General features: G+C 66.0%; 15 protein-coding genes. 7 read left to right on the top strand and 8 right to left on the bottom strand.

The window, feature by feature from the left end; genetic code table 11:
- Nucleotides 1–82 precede the first annotated feature (82 nt).
- Genes ACFO27_RS12335 through ACFO27_RS12350 form a run of 4 tightly spaced genes read right to left on the bottom strand, consistent with a single transcriptional unit; the run spans nucleotide 83 to nucleotide 3370 of the window.
- Nucleotides 83–475, bottom strand: a complete 393-nt coding sequence (locus ACFO27_RS12335; protein WP_376817591.1) for a type II toxin-antitoxin system HicB family antitoxin — start codon at nucleotides 473–475, stop codon at nucleotides 83–85.
- Nucleotides 476–534: 59 nt separating this feature from the next.
- Nucleotides 535–1308: an anaerobic ribonucleoside-triphosphate reductase activating protein gene (locus ACFO27_RS12340; protein ID WP_376817592.1), complete on the bottom strand. Its 774-nt coding sequence runs from the start codon at nucleotides 1306–1308 to the stop codon at nucleotides 535–537.
- Between the two features lie 42 nt (nucleotides 1309–1350).
- Nucleotides 1351–1533 (bottom strand): anaerobic ribonucleoside-triphosphate reductase, encoded by a 183-nt coding sequence (nrdD, locus tag ACFO27_RS12345; protein ID WP_323025828.1) that lies wholly within the window; start codon nucleotides 1531–1533, stop codon nucleotides 1351–1353.
- Nucleotides 1534–1585: 52 nt separating this feature from the next.
- A complete protein-coding gene (locus ACFO27_RS12350; RefSeq protein ID WP_376817593.1) occupies nucleotides 1586–3370 on the bottom strand; it encodes a ribonucleoside triphosphate reductase in 1785 nt (594 codons plus the stop codon).
- Between the two features lie 244 nt (nucleotides 3371–3614).
- Here ACFO27_RS12350 and ACFO27_RS12355 point away from each other — a divergent pair, with 244 nt between their 5' ends.
- Nucleotides 3615–4301 (top strand): hypothetical protein, encoded by a 687-nt coding sequence (locus ACFO27_RS12355; protein WP_376817594.1) that lies wholly within the window; start codon nucleotides 3615–3617, stop codon nucleotides 4299–4301.
- A 132-nt stretch (nucleotides 4302–4433) separates the two neighbouring features.
- Here the strand turns inward: ACFO27_RS12355 and ACFO27_RS12360 are convergent, their stop codons facing one another.
- From ACFO27_RS12360 to ACFO27_RS12375, 4 genes are all read right to left on the bottom strand, one after another.
- Nucleotides 4434–4673 carry a DUF2249 domain-containing protein gene (locus ACFO27_RS12360; protein ID WP_043681763.1) on the bottom strand — a complete coding sequence of 80 codons (240 nt, stop codon included), beginning with the start codon at nucleotides 4671–4673 and terminating at the stop codon, nucleotides 4434–4436.
- A gap of 185 nt (nucleotides 4674–4858) precedes the next feature.
- Complete coding sequence (locus ACFO27_RS12365) at nucleotides 4859–5056, bottom strand: oxidoreductase-like domain-containing protein (RefSeq protein WP_376817595.1); 198 nt, start codon at nucleotides 5054–5056, stop codon at nucleotides 4859–4861.
- Between the two features lie 10 nt (nucleotides 5057–5066).
- Nucleotides 5067–5897: a class II glutamine amidotransferase gene (locus ACFO27_RS12370; RefSeq protein ID WP_043681767.1), complete on the bottom strand. Its 831-nt coding sequence runs from the start codon at nucleotides 5895–5897 to the stop codon at nucleotides 5067–5069.
- Nucleotides 5898–6087: 190 nt separating this feature from the next.
- Entirely contained in the window at nucleotides 6088–7242 is a 1155-nt protein-coding gene (locus tag ACFO27_RS12375) for a cytochrome P450 (RefSeq protein ID WP_376817596.1), read from the bottom strand.
- A 287-nt stretch (nucleotides 7243–7529) separates the two neighbouring features.
- Here ACFO27_RS12375 and ACFO27_RS12380 point away from each other — a divergent pair, with 287 nt between their 5' ends.
- The 6 genes from ACFO27_RS12380 to ACFO27_RS12405 all read left to right on the top strand — a co-directional run bounded on the left by ACFO27_RS12380 (nucleotide 7530) and on the right by ACFO27_RS12405 (nucleotide 20340).
- On the top strand, nucleotides 7530–15203 hold the full coding sequence (locus ACFO27_RS12380; protein WP_376817597.1) for an SDR family NAD(P)-dependent oxidoreductase: 7674 nt from the start codon (nucleotides 7530–7532) through the stop codon (nucleotides 15201–15203).
- Nucleotides 15200–16525, top strand: coding sequence for an aminotransferase class I/II-fold pyridoxal phosphate-dependent enzyme (locus tag ACFO27_RS12385; RefSeq protein WP_376817598.1), 1326 nt, complete (start codon nucleotides 15200–15202; stop codon nucleotides 16523–16525). Before ACFO27_RS12380 ends, ACFO27_RS12385 begins: the two co-directional genes overlap by 4 nt.
- Before the next feature lie 101 nt (nucleotides 16526–16626).
- Nucleotides 16627–17763: a KpsE/RkpR family capsule polysaccharide export protein gene (locus ACFO27_RS12390; RefSeq protein WP_376817599.1), complete on the top strand. Its 1137-nt coding sequence runs from the start codon at nucleotides 16627–16629 to the stop codon at nucleotides 17761–17763.
- A complete protein-coding gene (locus tag ACFO27_RS12395) occupies nucleotides 17756–18880 on the top strand; it encodes a polysaccharide biosynthesis/export family protein (RefSeq protein WP_376817600.1) in 1125 nt (374 codons plus the stop codon). Before ACFO27_RS12390 ends, ACFO27_RS12395 begins: the two co-directional genes overlap by 8 nt.
- A gap of 3 nt (nucleotides 18881–18883) precedes the next feature.
- Complete coding sequence (locus ACFO27_RS12400; protein ID WP_376817601.1) at nucleotides 18884–19678, top strand: ABC transporter permease; 795 nt, start codon at nucleotides 18884–18886, stop codon at nucleotides 19676–19678.
- Complete coding sequence (locus ACFO27_RS12405; protein WP_376818051.1) at nucleotides 19678–20340, top strand: ABC transporter ATP-binding protein; 663 nt, start codon at nucleotides 19678–19680, stop codon at nucleotides 20338–20340. Before ACFO27_RS12400 ends, ACFO27_RS12405 begins: the two co-directional genes overlap by 1 nt.
- Nucleotides 20341–20343: the final 3 nt, after the last annotated feature.

Consider the following 20343-nt stretch of genomic DNA (forward strand, 5'->3'; position numbering starts at 1 on the left):
TCTCGCGGGCGCTCTGTCGTCCGGTGAACCCGGCCGGTGGCATGAGTCCCCGGCCGGGCACCGCGCCCGTCGGGCGGTGCGGCTAGTGGAGGAGGGCCAGATGAGCGATGTAGCCGCTGCGGCTCTCGCCAGCGGCGCGCGCGCGGTCGTCGAGCCGTTTCAGGATGCGCCGGGGCAGCGTGATGTTCACCCGTTCCGTCGTATCGTCCATCAGCGCGGGATCGACCTCGACGATGGCCCATATCCACCCTTCGTAGACCTTCAGTTTTTGCAGATCGGTGATGCGGGACGGTTGCGGAATCGGCTCGTTGTGTTCGATGGAGTCCTCGATCCACAAGGCAATGGCTTCCCTGGCGTTTTCGACAGCTTCGTCGATCCCCTCGTCTGCTGCGGAAAAGCACCCGGGCAGATCGGGCACGACCACGCTCCAGGCCGTGGTTTCGTTGCCCGGTTCGATTGCGATGGGGTATTTCATGCGCATGTCTCCTTACTTGAGGCCTGGACAGATCGGACAAGTCCCCAGAGCTGGAAATGTCACGCGTCGCGCCGAAGCTCGAATGAATCGAACAGCGCCGCCAACGTATCGGCGACCGCCGCGCCCGGCCAGTCCCGCAGGGATTGGCCGCGGGCGTTCAGGGCCTCGTCCGCGCAGCCCCGCGGGCGGAACACCTGCACCGCGTAGCGCCGCACCCCCATGTCCGCCAGCCGCCGGCCCAGCGCCAGCAGGCCGTCGGGGTCGATCAGGTCGGGATGGGCGGTGGTGCGGCATTCGAAATCCGCGCCGCCGTCGAGCAGCGCTCGCAGGCTGGCCAGGGCGGGCGCGCCGCTGCCGGCCACCCGGGTGACGCGGGCGTAGTCGTCGAAATCCGCCTTGATGTCCAGGCCGACCCAGTCCACGTCCGGCAGCACCTGCGCCAGGCGGCGCGGATGGGTGCCGCCGGTGTGCAGGCCGATCTTGTAGCCCAGCGCCCGCGCCTGGGAGATGGCCGCGCCCAGGCCCGGGTCCATGGTGGGTTCGCCGCCGCTGAAGACCACGCCGTCGATCAATCCCACCCGCCGTTGCAGGAAGGCCATGATGTCGTCCCAGTCCAGCGGACTGCCGGCCGTGCGCGGCTGCAGGTGCGGATTGTGGCAGTAGCCGCAGCGCCAGGGGCAGCCCTGCACGAAGACGACGGCCGCCAGCAGGCCGGGGTAGTCCGTGGCGGTGAAGGGGACGAGCCCGCCGGCCTTCAGGCGGGGAGCGGGGGCGTGTCCGGCCCGGATGCGGACCGGGGCGGCGGGCTGCTGGGGGAGAAGCTCGGTGTGCATGTCGGGCGGGGCGCCCCCGGGCGGGGGCGCCGCGTGCCTGCGTCAGGCGGCCTGCCGGACGGGCGCCTGGCCGGCGTGGCGTTCGACGAAGAAGCGGCGTTCGTGGAATTCGCCCTTCTTGCCGATGTTGAAGGACGACATGGGGCGGTGGTAGCCCATGACGCGGGTCCAGATTTCGCAGGGCTGGCGTTCGGCGTCGTTCAGGGTGACGGGGGTCTGGTTCATGGAGTGCTCCTGTTGAGAGTGGGTGGAAAAAGGGCAATCGGCGCGCTGCGGATCAGGCCGCCGCTTCGTGCGGGGCCGCGTCCGGCAGGGACGCCGCCTGCCGCTTGCGGGCGATCAGTTCGTCGTCGCAGTGCGGGCAGAAATCGTGCCGGCCCGGCAGGTAGCCGTGCCTGGGGCAGATGGAAAACGTCGGCGTGACCGTGATGTAGGGCAGCGAGAAGCGGCCCAGCGTGCGGCGCACCAGCTCGCGGCAGGCGTCGGCCGAGGACAGCGGTTCGGTCATGTACAGGTGCAGCACGGTGCCGCCGGTGTACTTGCGCTGCAGTTCGTCCTGGCGTTCCAGGGCCTCGAAGGGGTCGTCGGTGAAGCCGACCGGCAATTGCGACGAGTTGGTGTAGTAGGGCATGTCGTCCGTGCCGGCCTGCAGGATGTCGGGCCAGCGGGCGCGGTCTTCCTTGGCGAAGCGGTAGGTCGTGCCCTCGGCGGGTGTGGCTTCCAGGTTGTACATGTGGCCGGTGGCCTCCTGGAACTCGACCATGCGGGCGCGCACGTGGTCCAGCAGGCGCACGGCGAAGGCGTGGCCCCAGGGGCTCGTCAGGTCGTGCTCGTCCGCGGTGAAGTTGCGGATCATTTCGTTGATGCCGTTGACCCCCAGCGTGGAGAAGTGGTTGCGCAGGGTCCCCAGGTAGCGGCGCGTGTAGGGGAACAGGCCGTCGTCCATGTGCTGCTGGATGACGCGGCGCTTGATTTCCAGGCTGTCGCGGCCCAGTTCGAGCAGTTCGTCGAGCCGCGCGAACAGGCCCGCCTCGTCGCCCCGGTACAGGTAGCCCAGGCGCGCGCAGTTGATGGTGACCACTCCCAGGGAGCCGGTCTGCTCGGCCGAGCCGAACAGGCCGTTGCCGCGCTTGAGCAGTTCGCGCAGGTCCAGCTGCAGGCGGCAGCACATGGACCGGATCATGTTCGGCTTGAGCTCGGAATTGATGAAGTTCTGGAAGTAGGGCAGGCCGTACTTCGCCGTCATTTCGAACAGCAGTTCCGAATTCGGGCTGTGCCAGTCGAAGTCGGGGGTGATGTTGTAGGTCGGGATGGGGAAGGTGAAGGCCCGCCCGCGCGCGTCGCCGGCCATCATGACCTCGATGTAGGCGCGGTTGATCATGTCCATCTCGGCCTGCAGCTCGCCGTAGGTGAAGGGCATTTCCTCGCCGCCGATCAGCGGCACCTGGTCGCGCAGGTCCTCGGGGCAGACCCAATCGAAGGTCAGGTTGGTGAAGGGGGTCTGCGTGCCCCAGCGCGAGGGCACGTTCAGGTTGTAGATCAGTTCCTGGATGCTCTGGCGCACTTCGGCGTAGGACATGGCGTCCTTGCGGATGAAGGGGGCCATGTAGGTGTCGAAGGAGCTGAAGGCCTGGGCGCCGGCCCATTCGTTCTGCAGCGTGCCCAGGAAGTTGACGATCTGGCCGACCGCGCTGGACATGTGGCGCGGGGCGATGGCCTCGACCTTGCCGGGGACGCCGTTGAGCCCTTCGTTGAGCAGCGTGCGCAGCGACCAGCCGGCGCAGTAGCCCGACAGCATGTCCAGGTCGTGGATGTGCAGGTCGGCCTGGCGGTGCGCCTGGCCGATGGCTTCGGGGTAGACGTGGCTGAGCCAGTAGTTGGCGATCATCTTGCCCGAGGTGTTCAGGATCAGGCCGCCCAGCGAGTAGCCCTGGTTGGCGTTGGCGTTGACGCGCCAGTCCTGCTGCCGCAGGTATTCGTCGATGGAACGGATCACGTCCACGTGCGGGACGGGGCGGTCGGCCTGCGTCTCGGCCGTGCGCTGGAGTGCGGATGGAGTCATCCTGTGTTCCTCTATATATTGTGTATTCGTGAATGGTAAACACAATATATAGTGTCATCAAGGATTTCTTGGGCTTTTTTGGATAGCCTTGATGAGGGTCAAGAACGGGTGCCGGGCGAAGATTGCCGGAGGCCGCGGGCGGGCAAGATCCTGACACACATGAACCATCTTCGCGCCTGTTCGCCGGCCGGCAAACCCGCTATCGTGGGACCCATTCGTATGGATTCCATGGAGAGACGGAAACATGATGCGCTGGATCGGATGGCTGCTGGCGGCCTGGGGCTGGATCGTCCCGGCCGGTGTCCTGGCGGCGGGCGTGGCGACCGTGCAGGCGGGCGACCGGACGCTGACGGTGTCCTTCGACGGACCGGACGCGCGGGTCGATGTCGGCGGCATCGGGCAGGGCTACCTGCTGATGCGCGATGGCAAGCTGTATTCCGTCATGCGGGCCGGAGGCCGGCCGCTGGTCATGGACGGGGGCGCCATGGCGCGGTTGCTGGGCGGCGGCTCCCTCCAGGCGGCCCCCGACATGATCCTCTCGCTGACCCGGATCGAGCCGACCGGCGCCCGCGAGACGGTGGCCGGCCGCGCGGGCGCCGTCTACGCCGTGTCCTACCGGGACGAGCAAGGGCGCGAGCGCGCCGGGCAGGGAGTCCTGGGCAAGCAGCCCGAAGTGCGGGAACTGACGCGCGCCCTGGGCCGGATGGCCGTCCTGCTGCAGGCCGCCGCCGGGCAGCCGGCGGACGGCGCGCGGCAGGTGCTGGACACGCTGGAAGAAAAGGGCCTGGGCCTGCTGGCCTATGAAAAGCAGTTCCGCGTGGAGCGGCTGGCGGCCACGCCGCCCGCGCCGGGGAGCCTGGACCTGCCGGCGCCGCCGACGCAGCTGCCGCCGGAACTGGGCCAGCTGCTGCAGGGGCTGGGCCGGCGGTGAGCGGGCTTCCGGAACGGAAAAAGCCACCCCGGTGAACAGGTCCCCGGAAGCGGGGCGGTCGCAGGGGTGGCTTTCCTGCCGTCGCTTGGCGGACTCGCCGCGGGCGGCCGCGCCCGGAGGCGCCCGGCGCGCTCAGGGCACGATGTGGAAATCGATGACGATCTCGCCGGGGTTGCGGGCCAGGTATTCGAACTGGATGTTTTCGCCGAAGTGGTTCTTCAGCTGCTGCAGCAGCGGCAGGGGATCGTGGTCGTTGCAGAAGCGCATGGTTTCCCCCGGCTGCAGCGCCGACAGCGCGCCGAAGATGGCCGCGTGGCGGAAGCGCTTGGCAATGCCGCGCGCATCGAGGGGGTAGGTGTTTTCTGCGAACATGGGGATAGCGTCGGAAGCCACGGTGCGTCATTCCTGGAGAGGTGGATCGAGCTTCCGATTATAGGAACGCCCCCGGGAAAAACCGGCGGGAACCCTATGCCCAGCAAGGTTGTCGGCATGGCGGGCGAAGGGAATCGAGGCTTTCCGGCATCGCCGTGGGCGCCGTGCCCCGCTGCGGATCCTGCTCAGGATTCCGGCGCGGCGCCGGCCCGGTCCCGATGGCGTGCTTCCCAGTCTTTCACCGCTTGCTGCCAGGCGCGCCTTTCCTCGGCGTAGGTGTCGAACACGCAGGGTTCGCAGCCGTTGCCGCAGCATTCGTTGAGATCGGGTTCGACGGGCTCCTCGGGGCGGGGATCGTCGGCGGGGCCGTCCGGCATGCTCATGGGGTCGTTCTCAGACGCAGGCCAGGTTGGCCTGATTGCTGCGCCGGACGTCCTCGGGGATCTCGATGGTCCGGCCGGACTGGGGCCGGCCGTCGACGAACATCACCAGTTCGCCCGGCTGGAAGGCGGTCCAGGTCTCGTTGTCGGTCAGGGGCTTGGTCGTGATGACCGAGACGCAGTCGCCGCGCGCGTTGGTCTGGGAAAAGTCCACCGACATGTCGGTGTCCACCAGGTGCGCCACCTGGAAAGGCCAGGCGCGCACGATGTAGTACAGGTTCGTGGAGCAGTGCGCCAGCATGCAGCGGCCGTTGGACATCAGGAAATTGAACACGCCGTGGCGCGTCAGGTCGGCCGTCATGTCGGCCACGGCGGCGAACAGTTCCGTGTCTTCCGGCTCGCGGGTGCCGAAACGGGCGCGCAGCCCTTCCATCATGGTGCAGAAGGCCCGTTCGCTGTCGGTCTGGCCGATCGGCAGGTGGTCGCCGCGCAGGTCGGGCTCGAAGTCCTTCAGGTCGCCGTTGTGGGCGAACAGCCAGTGCCGGCCCCACAGTTCGCGCACGAACGGGTGGCAGTTTTCCAGTTCCAGGGCGCCCTGGGTGGCCTTGCGGATGTGGGCGATGACGTTGCGGGACTTGATCGGGTAGCGCTTGATCAGTTCGGCGACCGGCGACCGGCAGCAGGGCGCGTTGTCCAGGAAGCAGCGCGACCCCCGGTTTTCGTAGAAGGCGATGCCGAAACCGTCGGCGTGGTGGTCGGTGCCGCCGCCGCGCGCGGCGAACCCCGCAAAGGAAAACGTGATGTCCGTGGGCGTGGCGCAATTCATGCCCAATAACTGACACATGGCAGGCAGATTCCAAGCAAACCGGGGCGGATGCCGCCCCGAATGGTTCATGCCTGAATTGTAGTCTTGCCGGAACGGATATAACCGTCGCTTGGTATGAGAATCGGCGATGAGCTTATGCAGTGTCCTTTCTTCGCCACGAAACGCGACCGGCCGGGGGGGCTGACGCGGCGCCCCGGCCGGTCCCGGTTCAGTCGTGGCGCAATTGCAGCATCGCCTGGCGGTAGCCGCTGGCCGGGTAGATCGCCGGCATGGGCGGCTGGCCGGCGACGGGTTCCAGGGCGCGGGTGCCCGCCAGCAGAGCCTGGATCATGGCTTCGATTTCCAGGCGCGCCAGGGGCGCTCCCGGACAGGCGTGGATGCCGGCGCCGTAGAGCAGGTTCAGGGACGGGTCGCGGTCCAGGCGGAACTCGTCCGGGTCGCCGAAGACGGCTTCGTCGCGGTTGGCCGAGGCCCAGATCAGCGTGACCCGCTCGCCGGCCGGGATCTGCGCGCCGCCCAGGCGCACCGGACAGGTGGTCGCGCGGCGGTTGGCGATCAGCGGCGCGTGGATGCGCAGGATTTCGTCGTTGGCGGGACGGACGAGCTCCGGCTGGCTGCGCAGGCGGTCCTGCAGGTCCGGATGGGTCGCCAGGTAATGGGCGATGATGCCGACGCTGGAGGCCATGGTGCCCAGTTCGCCGACGGTCCAGTTGCGCAGGATGCTGACGATCTCGTCCTCGGTCAGCGGGCGGCCGTTCACGGTCTCGCGCAGCAGGCGCGTGGTGGCGTCGTCCGGCGCCTGGTCACCGGCGTCGCGGCGGACTTTCAGCAGGGCGCGGATGGTCTCGTCGAATTCGGTGGCCACGGCCGCGATCGCGTGGGTGTCGCCCGAGAGCGTGGCGACGTTCTTCTTGTGGATCCACTGCCGCAGCGGCTCGTGCAGGCTGTCGGGCCAGCCCAGGAAGGCGCACTGCATGCGCAGGGCGAAGGGGTGCGCCAGGCCGAACATGATCTCGATGCGCTCGTTGCGCGGCAGCGCGGCGACCAGGTCGGCGCACAGGCGGCGGCAGACCGGCTCGAAGGCCGCCATGCGGTCCGGGCCGAAGTAGGGCTCGATCAACTGGCGATAGGCCGTGTGCTCGGGCGGATCCATGCTGTTGGGCACGGAGACGTGGCGCGACGCCTGGCTGCTGAAGGTCTCGTGGTCCAGCAGGATCCGCATGACGTCGGCGTGGCGGAATACGGAATGATGCAGGTAGTCGCTGTGGGCCACCGGGCAGCGGCGGCGCATGTGGTCGTAGGCGGCGATCGGGTCGGCGAGCACTTCCGGGGCGCGGGGGTCCCAGTCCTGGGGAGCGTTCATGGTGGTTCTTTTGAGGGCCGCACGGGCGGCTTGATATCAGATGCCGAAAACTGTAGCACCGGGTAAACCCTGGGTGTCGCCGTCCGTCCGTGAAACCTGGCTTTATCTCCCATGGCTTTGACTTTTCTCAATCTGCGGGGTTTTTTGCGTGGGTCCGCATCGTCCGCGATGTGGTGATTCCTGTCTTTTGCCCCATAAACATCTTACCTTGATCGTGGTTGATGATATTACTGATGTAATACAATGCCGGCCAGCGCTTGCCGATCGTGTCACGGCACGGCGGTAGCGTGCCAAAAAGTAACAAACACAACAAAAGCTGTTGGGGAAGCTGTTTGCCAGTCCAGAAAAGTCAGAAAAAAAACCTGCGGAAAGCCGGCTGCGCACAGGCCTGCCCGGCACCGGGCGCCATCGCCCTGGTCGGGATGGCGTTCCGTTTCCCGGGCGATTGCCGCGACGAGACCGGATTCTGGTCCGCGCTGATGAATGGGCGCGATCTGGTCACCGAGATTCCGCCGGATCGTTGGGCCACCGCCGAGCTGCGGCACGCCAGGCGTGCCGAGCCCGGCCGCAGCATCACCTTCTCGGCCGGGGTGCTGTCGCGCATCGATGCGTTCGATGCCGCGTTCTTCGGCATTTCTCCGCGCGAGGCCGCCTGGCTCGACCCTCAGCAGCGCTTGCTGCTGGAGCTGTCCTGGGAGGCCATGGAAAACGCGGGCATTCCACCGTCCTCTCTGGCCGGCTCGGATTGCGCCGTCTATGTCGGCATCGCCGCCCTGGACTATGGCACCCGGGGCCTGGACGATCTGGCCAGCCTGTCCTCGAACTCCATGACCGGCAATACGCTCAGCGTGGCCGCCAACCGCCTGTCCTATCTCTACGATCTGCATGGCCCGTCATTGGCGGTGGATACAGCGTGCTCTTCATCGCTGGTGGCCCTGCATCATGCCTGCCGCGCCATCCAGACGGGCGAAGCGTCCTGCGCGCTGGTGGGCGGGGTCAATCTGCTGCTGCACCCGTATCCCTTCGTGGGCTTCACCAAGGCGTCGATGCTGTCCGCCACGGGGCGCTGCCGCCCCTTCGATGCGTCAGGGGACGGCTATGTCCGGGCTGAAGGAGGCGCGGTCCTGCTGTTGAAGCCTTATGAACAGGCGCTGGCCGACGGAGACGACATTCAGGCCGTCATCCTGGCCAGCGGCGTGAACGCGGATGGATCGCGCAAGACCGGCATCACCATTCCCAGCGCGCTTGGGCAAGCCGAATTGATGCACGACGTGCTGTCGCGCAGCGGTCTGGCGGCTGGCGATGTGGATTTTATCGAGGCGCACGGCACTGGAACCGTCGTGGGCGATCCCATCGAGGCCGAGGCCATTGGCCAAGTCTATGGCCAAGCACATACCGGGCCGCTGCCCATCGGTTCGGTGAAATCCAATATGGGGCATCTGGAGGCGGCGTCTGGGATGGCGGGGCTGATCAAGGCCGTGCTGGCCTTGAAACATCGCGCCCTGCCCGGAACCCTGCATCTGGAAAAACCCAACCCGCGGATCGATTTCCAGGCCTTGAATCTGGAAGTGCCCACGGCGCGGCGCGCTTTTCCGGAAACGGGCCGGCCCTTGATCGCGGGGGTCAATTCCTTCGGCTTCGGCGGCGCGAACGCGCATGTTCTGCTGCAGGGGCCTGCATCGGCCGCGGTCCGGCCGGCGGCCGTCGGGGCGGTCTCTCCCCGGCAAAGTTCACAGGATGCCGCCGCTTCCGGCCTGTCGCCTCTGGTGCTGTCGGCGCGCAGCGTCCCGGCCCTGGCGGCGCTCGCGGACGCCTATGCGCGCCAACTGATCCTTCAGGGGCCGGATGCCTACGAGGCGATCGCCCGGGGCGCGGCTTTCCAGCGCGACCGGCTGGACAAAGCCCTGATCCTGCAGCCCGAGTCGTTCGCCGATGCGGTGGATCGGCTGCAGGCTTTTGCGGAAGGCGATGATCCCGATGCGGTCCTGACGGAAGACACGCTGCCCGAACCCGGCAGCATTGCGTTCGTGTATTCGGGCAATGGCGCCCAATGGCAGGGCATGGGTTGCCGGCTGCTGGAAGAATCCCCCCGGTTCGCCGCCATCCTGGCCGAGCTGGATGCGCTGTTGCGGCCGCTGGCCGGTTTTTCCATGCTGGACGAACTGCGCGCGCCCGCCGAAGCATCGCGCCTGGACGACACCACGATCGCGCAGCCCCTGCTGTTCGCCGTTCAGGTGGCCGTCACGCTGCTGCTGCGCGAACAGGGCATCGAGCCGGCCGCCGTCGCCGGACACAGCGTGGGAGAAATCGCGGCGGCCTGGGCTTGCGGCGCGCTCAGCCTGGATCAGGCCGCCCAGGTGATCAGCGCCCGCAGTCAGGCCCAGGGCCTGACGCGGGGCCAAGGTCGTATGGCCGCGGTGGCCCTGTCGGCCGGTGCGCTGTCGGACTTGCTGGCCGATCTCGATCTGACCGGCCGCGTGACCATCGCAGGCTACAACAGTCCGGCCAACCTGACCCTGTCGGGCGATCTGGAAAGCCTGCAGCATTTGGAGTCGCATCTGCCGCCGGGCGTGTTTTTCCGTTTGCTGGATCTGGATTACGCGTTCCACAGCCCTTGGATGGATGCCATCCGCGATCCGGTATTGCGCAAGTTGCAAGGCCTGGAACCCCGCGCGCCGCGATCCGCGGTCTTTGTCTCCACCGTCACGGGGGATGCCCTGGCTGACGAGCGCCTGGATGCGCACTACTGGTGGCGCAACATCCGCGAGCCGGTCCGTTTCCAGGCCGCCGTCGGCCGTCTGGCCGATCAGGGTTGCCGGATTTTTCTTGAAATCGGCCCGCACGCGATCCTGCAGCGCTATGTCACCGAAACACTGACCTCACTCTCGATCCAGGGCCGGGTGCTTGGCGTGCTGCGCCGCCAGGACGATGGCATGCAGTCGATCCGGCACGCCATCGGACGGTGCCTGCTGCTGTCCGGCCCGGCGTTGCTGCAATCCCGTTTTCAAGCGGTCCGCCCGCGCGTACGGTTGCCGAATTATCCCTGGCAGCGCGAACGGCACTGGCATCCTCAGACCAGCGAGAGCCTGCTGGCCATCCAGCGGCGTCGCGAACATCCGCTGCTGGGCTGGCGTCTGCCCGATGCCGAGGCGGCCTGGGAAAACGTACTGGATACGCTGGTGCTTCCCTGGCTGGCCGATCATCGGGTGGGAGGCGCCATCGTGTTCCCAGGCGCGGCCTATGCCGAAATGGCGCTGGCCGCCGGCCGGGCCTGGCGGGGCGGAACGCCTGTGGTGGAATCGCTGGAAATCCTGGCGCCGATGGTCTTCGACGGCGACCATGCCCGCAGCCTGCGGTTGACGATTCAGCCGCGCGATGGCGGATTCATGATCCAGAGCCGTCAGCGCCTGAGCCACGATGAATGGACGCCGCATGCGGTCGGACGTTTGCTGGAAAGTACCGGGGCGTGGGCCGGAACGGACCCGGCCGCGCCCGGCGAAGCGCGCCGCGTGATCGATTACGACACGCATTACGCACTGGCGGCCGGCCTGGGGCTCGACTATGGTCCCGTCTTTCGGGGCTTGCGATCCATCCGGGTCGAGGACGACCGTCTGGACGCCACGCTCGATCTGCCGACGCAGGCCTGCTCGACGGACTATGTGCTGCACCCGGGCGCGCTGGATCTTTGCTTCCAGGCGCTGATCGCTTTTCTCCAGGATGCGGCTCCTTCGGGACGGGGCATGGCCATGCTGCCGGTGCGTGTCGGTCGGCTGGCCGTGTGTCGATCCGGACAGGCGCAGCGCCTGCGGGTGCGGCTGCTGCGGCGCGGTCAGCGCTCCGTGCTGGCGGATTGCGAACTGCTGGACGGGGAAGGCGGGACGCTGGCCGTGGCCGAGGCCTGCCGCTTTCGCGCCGCAGTCTTGAATCCGAACGCGGGCAAGGCGGCGGGCCATTGGCGGATCGTGCCGCTCCTGCAAGTCCACCCACATGACGAGCGGCGGGCCGCGATTCCGGCACTCTCCGGACTGATCGCGTCCTTGTCCGGGTGCCTGCCGGCATCGGAGGCGCGGCGGCGGTGGTTCCGCGAAACCTTGCCCTTGAGCGAAATCCTGGTGTTGTCCTTTGCGTTCGAGGCTTGCCGGCAACTGGCGCAGCCGCCCCGCGCGCCCGATTGGTACGCCTTGTTCGACGCGCCGCACGTCAGCCCCCTGATCCGCTGGCTGGGCGTGCGCCTTCGGGATGAGGGCTTGCTGGTCCCGGAAGGGACCGGCTGGGCCTTGGCCCGGGATGCCGACTGGTCACAGGCGGCGGACGTGTGGCAAAACCTGCTGCGCGACCACCCGGCCTATCTGCCGCAACTCACTTTGATGGGTCATTGGGGCCGCCAGTTGCCGGCCTTGCTGCGCGGTGAACTGGATCCCCTGTCGCTGCATGATCGTCTGCGCCGTTCCGCCGTGGCCGAAAGCCGCTACCAGGACGACCCCACCTACCTGGGCGTGCGCCTGGCGCTGGAGTCCCTGCTGCGGTCTCTCGCGGCGGCGCTGCCCGCCGCGCGCCGCCTGCGGGTGCTGGAATGGACCGCCGCTCCCAGCGGGCTGTTCAAAACGCTGCTGGACGTTCTGCCCGAGGAGCAGGTGGATTATGTCCTGGCGGTCACGGATCCCGAACTGGCCGACCGGCAGGCGGCCGAATGTCAGGATCAGCCGGCCGTGCGTGTCCTGCGGACGGGTGAAGACGAACAGGCGCTTCGGGACAGCCTGGGCGCCGGACGATTCGATCTGATCATTTATCGCCATAGCCTGCATCTGTTCGCCGATCCGCACACCGAGGTGGACCGGGCGCGCCGGCAACTGGCAGGTGGTGGCCTGCTGGTGATCGCCGAGCGCCATCCCGACTGGAGCGCCCATCTGGTGGAGGGCCTGAATCCCGACTGGTGGGTGGACACCCGGACCGATGACGGTGTGTCCGGGCCCGGCCCCATGCCCGTCCCGGCGGCGCCGCTGTGGCAGCCCGATGCCTGGCGCCGGCTGCTGGACGATGCCGGGCTGATGCACGGCACGGTCTGGCGCGAGCCCGCCGCCGAAGACCTGGCCGAAGGCGCGTACCTGGTGCTGGCGCAATGCCCGGATACGGATGCGCCAGTGGCTCTCCCGGCCGAAGCCGGCGGCGACTGGCTGCTGCTGGTCGACGAGGCCAGCCAGGCGTTCGGCCAGGTGCTGTCGGAGCGTCTGGCCGTGCTGGGATCTTCAGCCACGTTGCGGGATGTCGCGTCTCAGGCGTCCGGAGAGGACGGTGCCTGGACGCATTGCGTATCCTTGATCGGCTGGGGAGACACCGCTGACCAGGCGGCCGATCCCGCGATCTTCCTTCTGAGGCGCGTCCAGGGCTGGATTCGCCATGAGACTGCGCCACGCCTGTGGATCGTCACCCAGGGCGGGGCGCCGGGCGGTGATCCGGCGCAAGGCCCCGACCCCAGCCCGGCCCAGGCCGCCCTGTGGGGATTCGGCCGCGTCCTGATGAACGAGGCGCCCGCCCTGAACTGCACCTTGATCGACCTGGGCGGCGGCGATGCGGCGCGTCTGATCCGTGAGTTGCGCCACCCCGACGGAGCCGACGAGGTCCTCTGGCGGGGCGATTGCCGCCAGGTGCTGGTGATGCGCGAAGCCCGCCCAGAGCCGGCTGGGCCGTTAAATCATGCGGACCGTTTCCGCCTTGATTTCCATGTGCCGGGCAAGTTGCGCAACCTGGTCTGGCTGCGGGACGAGGCGCGCGCGCTGGATGATCAGGCTGTCGAAGTCCAGACCCGCGCGGCCGGCCTGAATTTCCGGGATGTGATGTATTTGATGGGGCTGTTGCCCGACGAGGCCGTGGAGAACGGTTTTGCCGGTGCCAGTCTGGGCCTGGAGTTTTCCGGCGTGATCAGCCGGGTGGGTTCCGGGGTGCGCGATCTGGCACCGGGCGATGCGGTCATGGGGTTCGGGTCATCCTGTTTCGCCAGCCATGTCGTGACGCGGGCCGATGCCGTGGCCCGCCTGCCCGATGGCTGGTCTTTCGAGGCGGCCGCCACCGTGCCCACGGTGTTTCTGACCGTGTACTACGCCCTGAAACAGCTGGCCGATCTGCAGCCCGGTGAACGTGTGCTGATCCATGGCGCGGCCGGCGGGGTCGGGATCGCCGCCATTCAGCTCGCCCGCCATCTGGGCGCCGAGATCTTCGCGACAGCGGGCACGGATGAAAAGCGCGATTTCGTCCGGCTGCTGGGCGCCGACCATGTGTTTGATTCCCGCAGCCTGGACTTCGCCGATCAGATCCGCGCCGTCACGCGGGGCGAGGGCGTGGACGTGGTCCTGAATTCCCTGGCGGGCGAGGCGATGCGCCGCAGCCTGGACGTGCTCAAGCCATTTGGCCGGTTCCTTGAGCTGGGCAAGCGGGATTTCTTTGAAAACACGCCCCTGGGTCTGCGGCCGTTGCGCAACAACATCAGCTATTTCGGCATCGACGCCGACCAGTTGATGACCGGTCGGCCCGCCCTGGCGGCGCGATTGTTCGCCGAAGTCATCGCGCTGTTCGAGGACGGGACGCTCGCGCCCTTGCCCTATCGCCGCTTCATGGCCGATCGCGTGGTGGATGCCTTCCGCGTCATGCAGCAGGCCCGCCATATCGGCAAGATCGTGGTGTCCCTGGCCGACGCCCGGCCCAGGGTCGAGTCGCCCATGACCGACGAGTCCGTCGCCTCGTTCCCCGCCGACGGGACCTGGCTGATCACCGGCGGGCTGTCGGGTTTCGGCCTGGAAACCGCCCGCTGGCTGGCGGCGCGCGGCGCGCGTCATCTGGTGCTGCTGGGCCGGCGCGGGGCGGACACCCCGGGCGCCGCCGAGGCGATCCAGAGCCTGGCCGCCCTGGGCGTCCAGGCCCATGCGCGCGCCTGCGACATCCGTGATGCCGAAGCCGTGCAGGTCCTGATCGGCGAAATGCGCCGGACGCTGCCGCCCTTGCGGGGCGTGGTGCACGCGGCCGCCGTGTTCGATGACCGTCTGATCAGCCGGCTGGACGAGGACAGCATGCGCGCCGTGCTGGAGACCAAGCTGTCCGGCGCCTGGAATCTGCACCAGGCCACGCAGGCCGACCCGATCCGGCATTTCGTGCTGTATGGCTCGATCACCACCACCATCGGCAACCCTGGTCAAGGCAATTATGTCGCAGCCAACGCCGGCCTGGAAAGCCTGGCCGCGCTGCGTCAGCGCCAGGGGCTGCCCGCCACCTGCATCGCCTGGGGGCCGATTGGCGATGCCGGATATCTGACCCGCCATGAGGCCGTGCGCGGCAGCCTGGAGCAACGCCTTGGCCGCCCGCCGCTGACCGCGGCCCGGGCGCTGGATGCGCTGGGCCGCCTCCTGGCGCAGGACAGCTCCCATGCCATCGTGGCGGACTTCGACTGGAACGTCCTGTCGCGTCTGCTGCCTTCAGCCGATGGCGTCCGGTTTTCCGTGCTGAACCGCAACCGCCAGGACATCGCCGCCGACACCCAGGACATCCGCAGCCTGATCCAGGGCAAGGACGCGGACACCATCATCCGCATCGTGCAGGAACGGGTGATCGGCGAAGTGGCCCAGACCCTGTCCATCGCCCCCGAACGTATCGAAGCGCACAAGTCCCTGCACGATCTGGGCATGGATTCCCTGATGGCGGTGGAGCTGGCCCTGGGCCTGGAGCAGCGTTTCAGCATCCAGTTGCCGGTGATGATGCTCAACGATGCGCCGACCGTGGCGGGCGTGACCGCCCGCATCATCGAGCGGCTGACGGGGGATGCGGATGATGACCCGGGCGTGACGGCGGGCTCCGCCGATCTGATTGCCAGCGTGGTGGGCCGGCATGAGTCCGGCCTGAACGCCGATGAATTGCGCGGCCTGGAGGACGAGACCCGAAGGCTGGCTGAAACTGGAACTTCCCTGATCCGATGAGCAAACTCGAACCTGCCCCTGTCGGCAGACTTCAATTGATCGACCGCATCCTGGGCAAGAAGGCCGGGGACAGCGGATCGGCCGCGACGGCTCCGGTCCGCCGCGCCTCCGGCGCGCGCAGGATTCCCGATGCCTGGACCCGTTTCGACCGCCACCCGGCGTACGAAAGCATGCTGGTCTCCAAGGCCGCGTCACAGCGCCTGGGGCTGGACAATCCGTTTTTCCGGGTGCACGACGGCCGGGCCGGGGCCATGACGCGGATCGATGGGCGCGACTACCTCAATTTCGCCAGCTACAACTACCTGGGCCTGGCCGGGCATCCTCTGGTCGATCAGGCGGCCAAGGACGCCATCGACCGCTATGGCACCACCGTGTCGGCCAGCCGTCTGGTCGCGGGCGAACGCCCCGTCCAGCGCGATCTCGAGCAGGCGCTGGCCCAGGTGTATGGCGCCGAGGACTGCGTGGTCTTTGTCAGCGGCCATGCCACCAACGTCAGCGCCATCGGACACCTGTTCGGCCCGAAAGACCTGGTCGTGCACGACAGCCTGATCCACAACAGCGTGCTGGTGGGCATCCAGCTTTCAGGCGCGGCGCGACGCGCCTTCCCCCACAACGATGTGGACGCCCTGGACCGGCTGCTGGCCGACCTGCGTGGCCGGTTCGAGCGCGTGCTGATCGTGGTCGAAGGCATCTACAGCATGGATGGCGACATGCCCGACCTGCCGGCGCTGATCGATCTGAAGCGCCGCCACCACGCCTTCCTGATGGTGGACGAGGCCCATGCCCTGGGCGTGCTCGGTGAAAAAGGCTACGGCCTGCACGAGCATTGCGGCATCGATGGGCGGGCGGTGGACATCTGGATGGGCACCTTGTCGAAAACCCTGTCGGGTTGCGGCGGCTACATCGCGGGCGAACGCGCCCTGGTCGAGCAGTTGAAATACGCGGCCCCCGGATTCGTCTACAGCGTCGGCATCGCGCCGCCGCTGGCGGCGGCCTCACTGGCGGCGCTGGCGCTGATGCGGGCCGAGCCGGAACGTGTCGCCCGGCTGAAACAGCGGGGACAGTTCTTTTTGCGGCAGGCCCGCGCGGCCGGGCTGGATACCGGTCTGTCGCAGGGCTATTCCGTCGTCCCGGTGATTCTGGGCAGTTCCCTGAAGGCCGTCCGGCTGTCGAACCAACTGTTCGAGCACGGCGTGAACGTGCAGCCCATCATCCACCCCGCTGTCGAGGAGAAAGCCGCCCGCCTGCGTTTTTTCCTGAGCAGCGAACATACCGAGGCCCAGATCGTCGAGACGATCGGGCTGATCCAACAGATGGCTTGAAAAGGCCAGAACCCATTTTCTGATCGTTGATGTCCGACCCCACACTTCAATCCCCCGTTACATCCCCTTCCGTACCCATTGCCGCCGGGCCTTCCGGCACCGTGACCGATCTTGAGCTGGAGGACTCCCAGGCGCAAGCCGCGCAGCGGCGGCGCCAACGGCGCCTGTTCTGGGGCATGGTCGTCATCCCCATGTTGCTGGCCCTCGTGTATTACGTGTTTCTGGCCGACAGCCGCTATGTCAGCCAGGCCCAGGTGGCCGTGCGTCAGACCAATGGCGAATCCAGCCAGGCATTGCCCGGCCTGGCCATGATGCTGACCGGCACCAACCCGACATCGCGCGAGGAAACGCTGTACTTGCGGGAATACATCCGGTCCCAGGACATGCTCGACGCCCTGAACGCCCGGCTGGACTGGACCGCGCATTTCGCTGGCCGCTGGCGCGATCCGCTGTATTGGTTGTCACGGGATGCGAGCGCCGAGGATCAACTGACGTTCTATCAAAGGCTGGTGAATGCCCGGTTCGACGAAGAAACCGGCCTGCTGAATGTCACGGTCGAAGCCCTGGACCCCGCGTTCGCCCAGGACAGTCTGGATTTCATCCTGAAAACCAGCGAAGGGCTCGTCAATGAACTGTCCCACCGGATGGCACGCGAGCAAGTGCGCTTCGCCGAGGACGAACTGGCAAACGCCCATCGCGATTACGAAAGCCAGCGCGACCGGATCCTGGACTTCCAGCGCCAGAATCAGTTTCTGGATGCCGGCGAGGCGGCCAGGAACCGCGCCACCATCATTGCCGAACTGGAATCCCGGCTGGTCACCGCCCATGCGGAGCTGAAGGCCCTGAAGGCCCGTCTGACCAGCGACGCACCGGCGGTGCGCACGAAGCAGACCGAGATCCGGGCGCTGGAACAGCAACTGGCCGTGGAAAACAAACGGCTGCTGTCCGACCAGGGCCAGAACAACCTGAATGTCGTCGCCGCGCAATTCCGCAAGCTGGAGGTCGACGGCAAGATCGCCGAAGAGACCTACAAGCTGGCCGTGGTCGCCTTGCAGAACGCCCGCATCGAGGCCAGCAAGAAAATCCGCAGCCTGGTCACCGTGGTGTCCCCCAATCTGCCCGACGAAGCCCTGTATCCGCGTCGCCTGTACAACCTGTTCACCCTGATGATCGTGCTGCTGCTGGTCTATGGCATCACCCGATTCATCATCGCCAGCATCGAGGATCATCGTGATTAAGCCCCTGCGTCTTCTGGCCTGCCTGGCGGTCTGCGGCGCGTTGTCCGGTTGCGCCGGCGCATTCCTGTCCGCGGCGGGGCCTTCCATCCGGCAGATTCAGCATCAGTCCGAACCGGACCAGCCCGACGCCACGCCGCCCTATCAGTTGATCGATCTGAGCGCCGCCACCATCGGGCCTTATATGCGGCCGCCCGAACCGGAACCCGTAGCCACCGTGACGGCCAAGCACATGCCCCAGCTGCGCCTGTCCCCTGGGGATGTCATTCGCCTGATGGTGGCCGATACCGTGGCCGATGGGGGGATTTTCGCTCCGCTGAGCGCCGGCGGCACCGTGTTCCAGCAATTGCGTGTCGAGGCCGATGGCCGCTTGTCGCTGCCCTATGTGGGCCATATCCGGGTGGCCGGCCTGACGCCGTATGAAACGGAGCAACTGATCCGGCGCCGGCTGAAGGGCGTGTCCGTCGATCCGCAAGTGCATGTCGCCCTGACGGGGGATCAGTCAGGCGCGGTCCTGGTGGCCGGCGCCGTCAAGCATCCGGGCCGCGTATCCACGCTGGATGGACCACTGACCCTGCTGGACGCCATCAACCGGGCGGGCGGCGCCGTGCTGGAGCCCTATCTGGTGCGAGTGACCTTGCGCACGGGCGACCATGCCGAGATCTACAACTACCAGGACATCCTGGAGGGACAGAATCGCATCGTGCCCCCCGATTCCGAGATCATCCTGGATCGCAACCGCCAGCGTTTCGTCGCCATGGGCGCCGTGGTCAAGCCCGGCCTGCATGATTTCCCGGCCCCGAATCCCAGCCTGCTCGAGGCGTTGGGTGTGGTGGGCGGCCTGCGCGACAGCACCTCCGATGCGACCGGCGTTTTCGTGTTCCGTCTGACCGATCCCGCATCGGCCAGCCCGGCGGCGGCGCCCGGCAAGCCCGTCGCCCAGGTCTTTCGTCTGAATATGGAGGATCCTTCGGCGCTGTTTCTGGCGCGGCAATTTCTGGTGCAACCGGAAGACGCCATCTACGTGACCAATGCCGGCGTCTATGAATGGCAGAAGATCATTTCGCCCATCGTGCAGGTGCTGGTGCTGGGCCGCACGGCGGACGCGTTGGGGCGTTAGGCCATGGTTGTGATTTCGCGCCGCAGTTCCCTGGACATTACCCGTGCCGTGGTGTTCGCCATGGTGCTGCGGGAAATGCAGACACGGTTCAGTTCACGCCGTCTGGGCGGGGTGTGGACGTTGCTGGAGCCGATTCTGCACTTGGTGCTGATGATGGTGATCTATACCTATGCGAAGGACAAAACCGTGCCTGGTATGGAGTTGCCCGCATTTCTGCTGTTTGGTGTGCTCCCCTTCCTGTTATTCAAAAACATATCACTTAATCTGATGGATTCTTTGGAGGCAAATCGGGCGTTGTTTGCATACCGTCAGATCCAGTTGATGGACACGTGGGTGGCAAGGTTCATCGTGAATTTCTGCATATCCGCCAGTGTGCTGATGTTGATGGGCTTTGTGCTGGCTTTTTGGGGCGGTTATGACCTCAGTATTCATGCGCCTCTTGAATGGGGTGTGACATGGGGCGTTGGATTAGCATTGGCCTTCGGTCTTGGCATGATTTATTGCGCTATCGGAGAAGTATTGCCGGAATCAAAGACCATCATAAAGCTGTCCTACTTCCCTTTGTACTTGCTGTCCGGCGCAATATTCCCGGTGTGGAATCTACCACCTAGTGTCTTGAGCTGGCTGGCGTTGAATCCTTGGCTGCATGTCATAGAACTATTCAGAATCCATGCGAGCCCGTCGTACCCCTCGATGCCGCAACTGAATATCCTATATCCAGCTATGTGGGCGGGCGCTACTCTTTTTGTCGGGTTTGGCCTGTACCGCGCCCGACGACTGCACATGATGGCGAATTGATGATACGAGTCTGCAATTTATATAAATCCTATCGAGATCGCAGTCAGCAAAAGCGCTATCGAGTTTTCGAGAACCTTTCATTCTCCATACCAGAGGGAAGAAATGTCGCGATTCTAGGACGAAACGGATCTGGTAAAAGCACACTTCTGCGCTTGCTGGGTGGGATTGATGTGCCGGATCGCGGAAAGATATTCTCAAACAAAAAAATATCGTGGCCCGTCGGGCTGAAGGGTGGGTTTCAAGGCTCGTTGACAGCAAGAGAGAACGTCAAATTTGTTGCCAGAGTCCAGGGGGCTCGCGGGGAAGAGCTAAAAAAGGCTGTTTCCTACGTGGAGTCGTTCGCGGATATCGGGGAATATTTTGACGAACCCATGAAAGCATATTCTTCCGGTATGAGAGGGCGTGTGGCGTTCGGGTTGAGCCTCGCCTTTGATTTCGATTATTACCTTATAGATGAGGCAATGTCGGTGGGAGATGCCCAATTCAAGAGAAGATGCAAGGAAATTCTCAGAGAGAAAATCGGGAAGGCAAACATATTGATGGTTTCCCATAATATGAAGGACGTCGTATCGTTATGCGATATGGTTGTCCTTTTGCATAATCAGAAAACTTACTTCTATGATGATGTAAGGGAAGGAATACGAGCGTATAGGAAACTGTGACCT

It is taken from the genome of Castellaniella denitrificans (assembly GCF_042653765.1).
Lineage (GTDB): Bacteria > Pseudomonadota > Gammaproteobacteria > Burkholderiales > Burkholderiaceae_B > Castellaniella > Castellaniella denitrificans.

What these genes read in the sequence shown, in the direction of transcription:
- ACFO27_RS12335 (WP_376817591.1), bottom strand. Translation starts at nt 475, where the DNA reads ATGAAATACCCCATCGCAATCGAACCGGGCAACGAAACCACGGCCTGG.
- ACFO27_RS12340 (WP_376817592.1), bottom strand. Translation starts at nt 1,308, where the DNA reads ATGCACACCGAGCTTCTCCCCCAGCAGCCCGCCGCCCCGGTCCGCATC.
- nrdD (WP_323025828.1), bottom strand. Translation starts at nt 1,533, where the DNA reads ATGAACCAGACCCCCGTCACCCTGAACGACGCCGAACGCCAGCCCTGC.
- ACFO27_RS12350 (WP_376817593.1), bottom strand. Translation starts at nt 3,370, where the DNA reads ATGACTCCATCCGCACTCCAGCGCACGGCCGAGACGCAGGCCGACCGC.
- ACFO27_RS12355 (WP_376817594.1), top strand. Translation starts at nt 3,615, where the DNA reads ATGATGCGCTGGATCGGATGGCTGCTGGCGGCCTGGGGCTGGATCGTC.
- ACFO27_RS12360 (WP_043681763.1), bottom strand. Translation starts at nt 4,673, where the DNA reads ATGTTCGCAGAAAACACCTACCCCCTCGATGCGCGCGGCATTGCCAAG.
- ACFO27_RS12365 (WP_376817595.1), bottom strand. Translation starts at nt 5,056, where the DNA reads ATGAGCATGCCGGACGGCCCCGCCGACGATCCCCGCCCCGAGGAGCCC.
- ACFO27_RS12370 (WP_043681767.1), bottom strand. Translation starts at nt 5,897, where the DNA reads ATGTGTCAGTTATTGGGCATGAATTGCGCCACGCCCACGGACATCACG.
- ACFO27_RS12375 (WP_376817596.1), bottom strand. Translation starts at nt 7,242, where the DNA reads ATGAACGCTCCCCAGGACTGGGACCCCCGCGCCCCGGAAGTGCTCGCC.
- ACFO27_RS12385 (WP_376817598.1), top strand. Translation starts at nt 15,200, where the DNA reads ATGAGCAAACTCGAACCTGCCCCTGTCGGCAGACTTCAATTGATCGAC.
- ACFO27_RS12400 (WP_376817601.1), top strand. Translation starts at nt 18,884, where the DNA reads ATGGTTGTGATTTCGCGCCGCAGTTCCCTGGACATTACCCGTGCCGTG.
- ACFO27_RS12405 (WP_376818051.1), top strand. Translation starts at nt 19,678, where the DNA reads ATGATACGAGTCTGCAATTTATATAAATCCTATCGAGATCGCAGTCAG.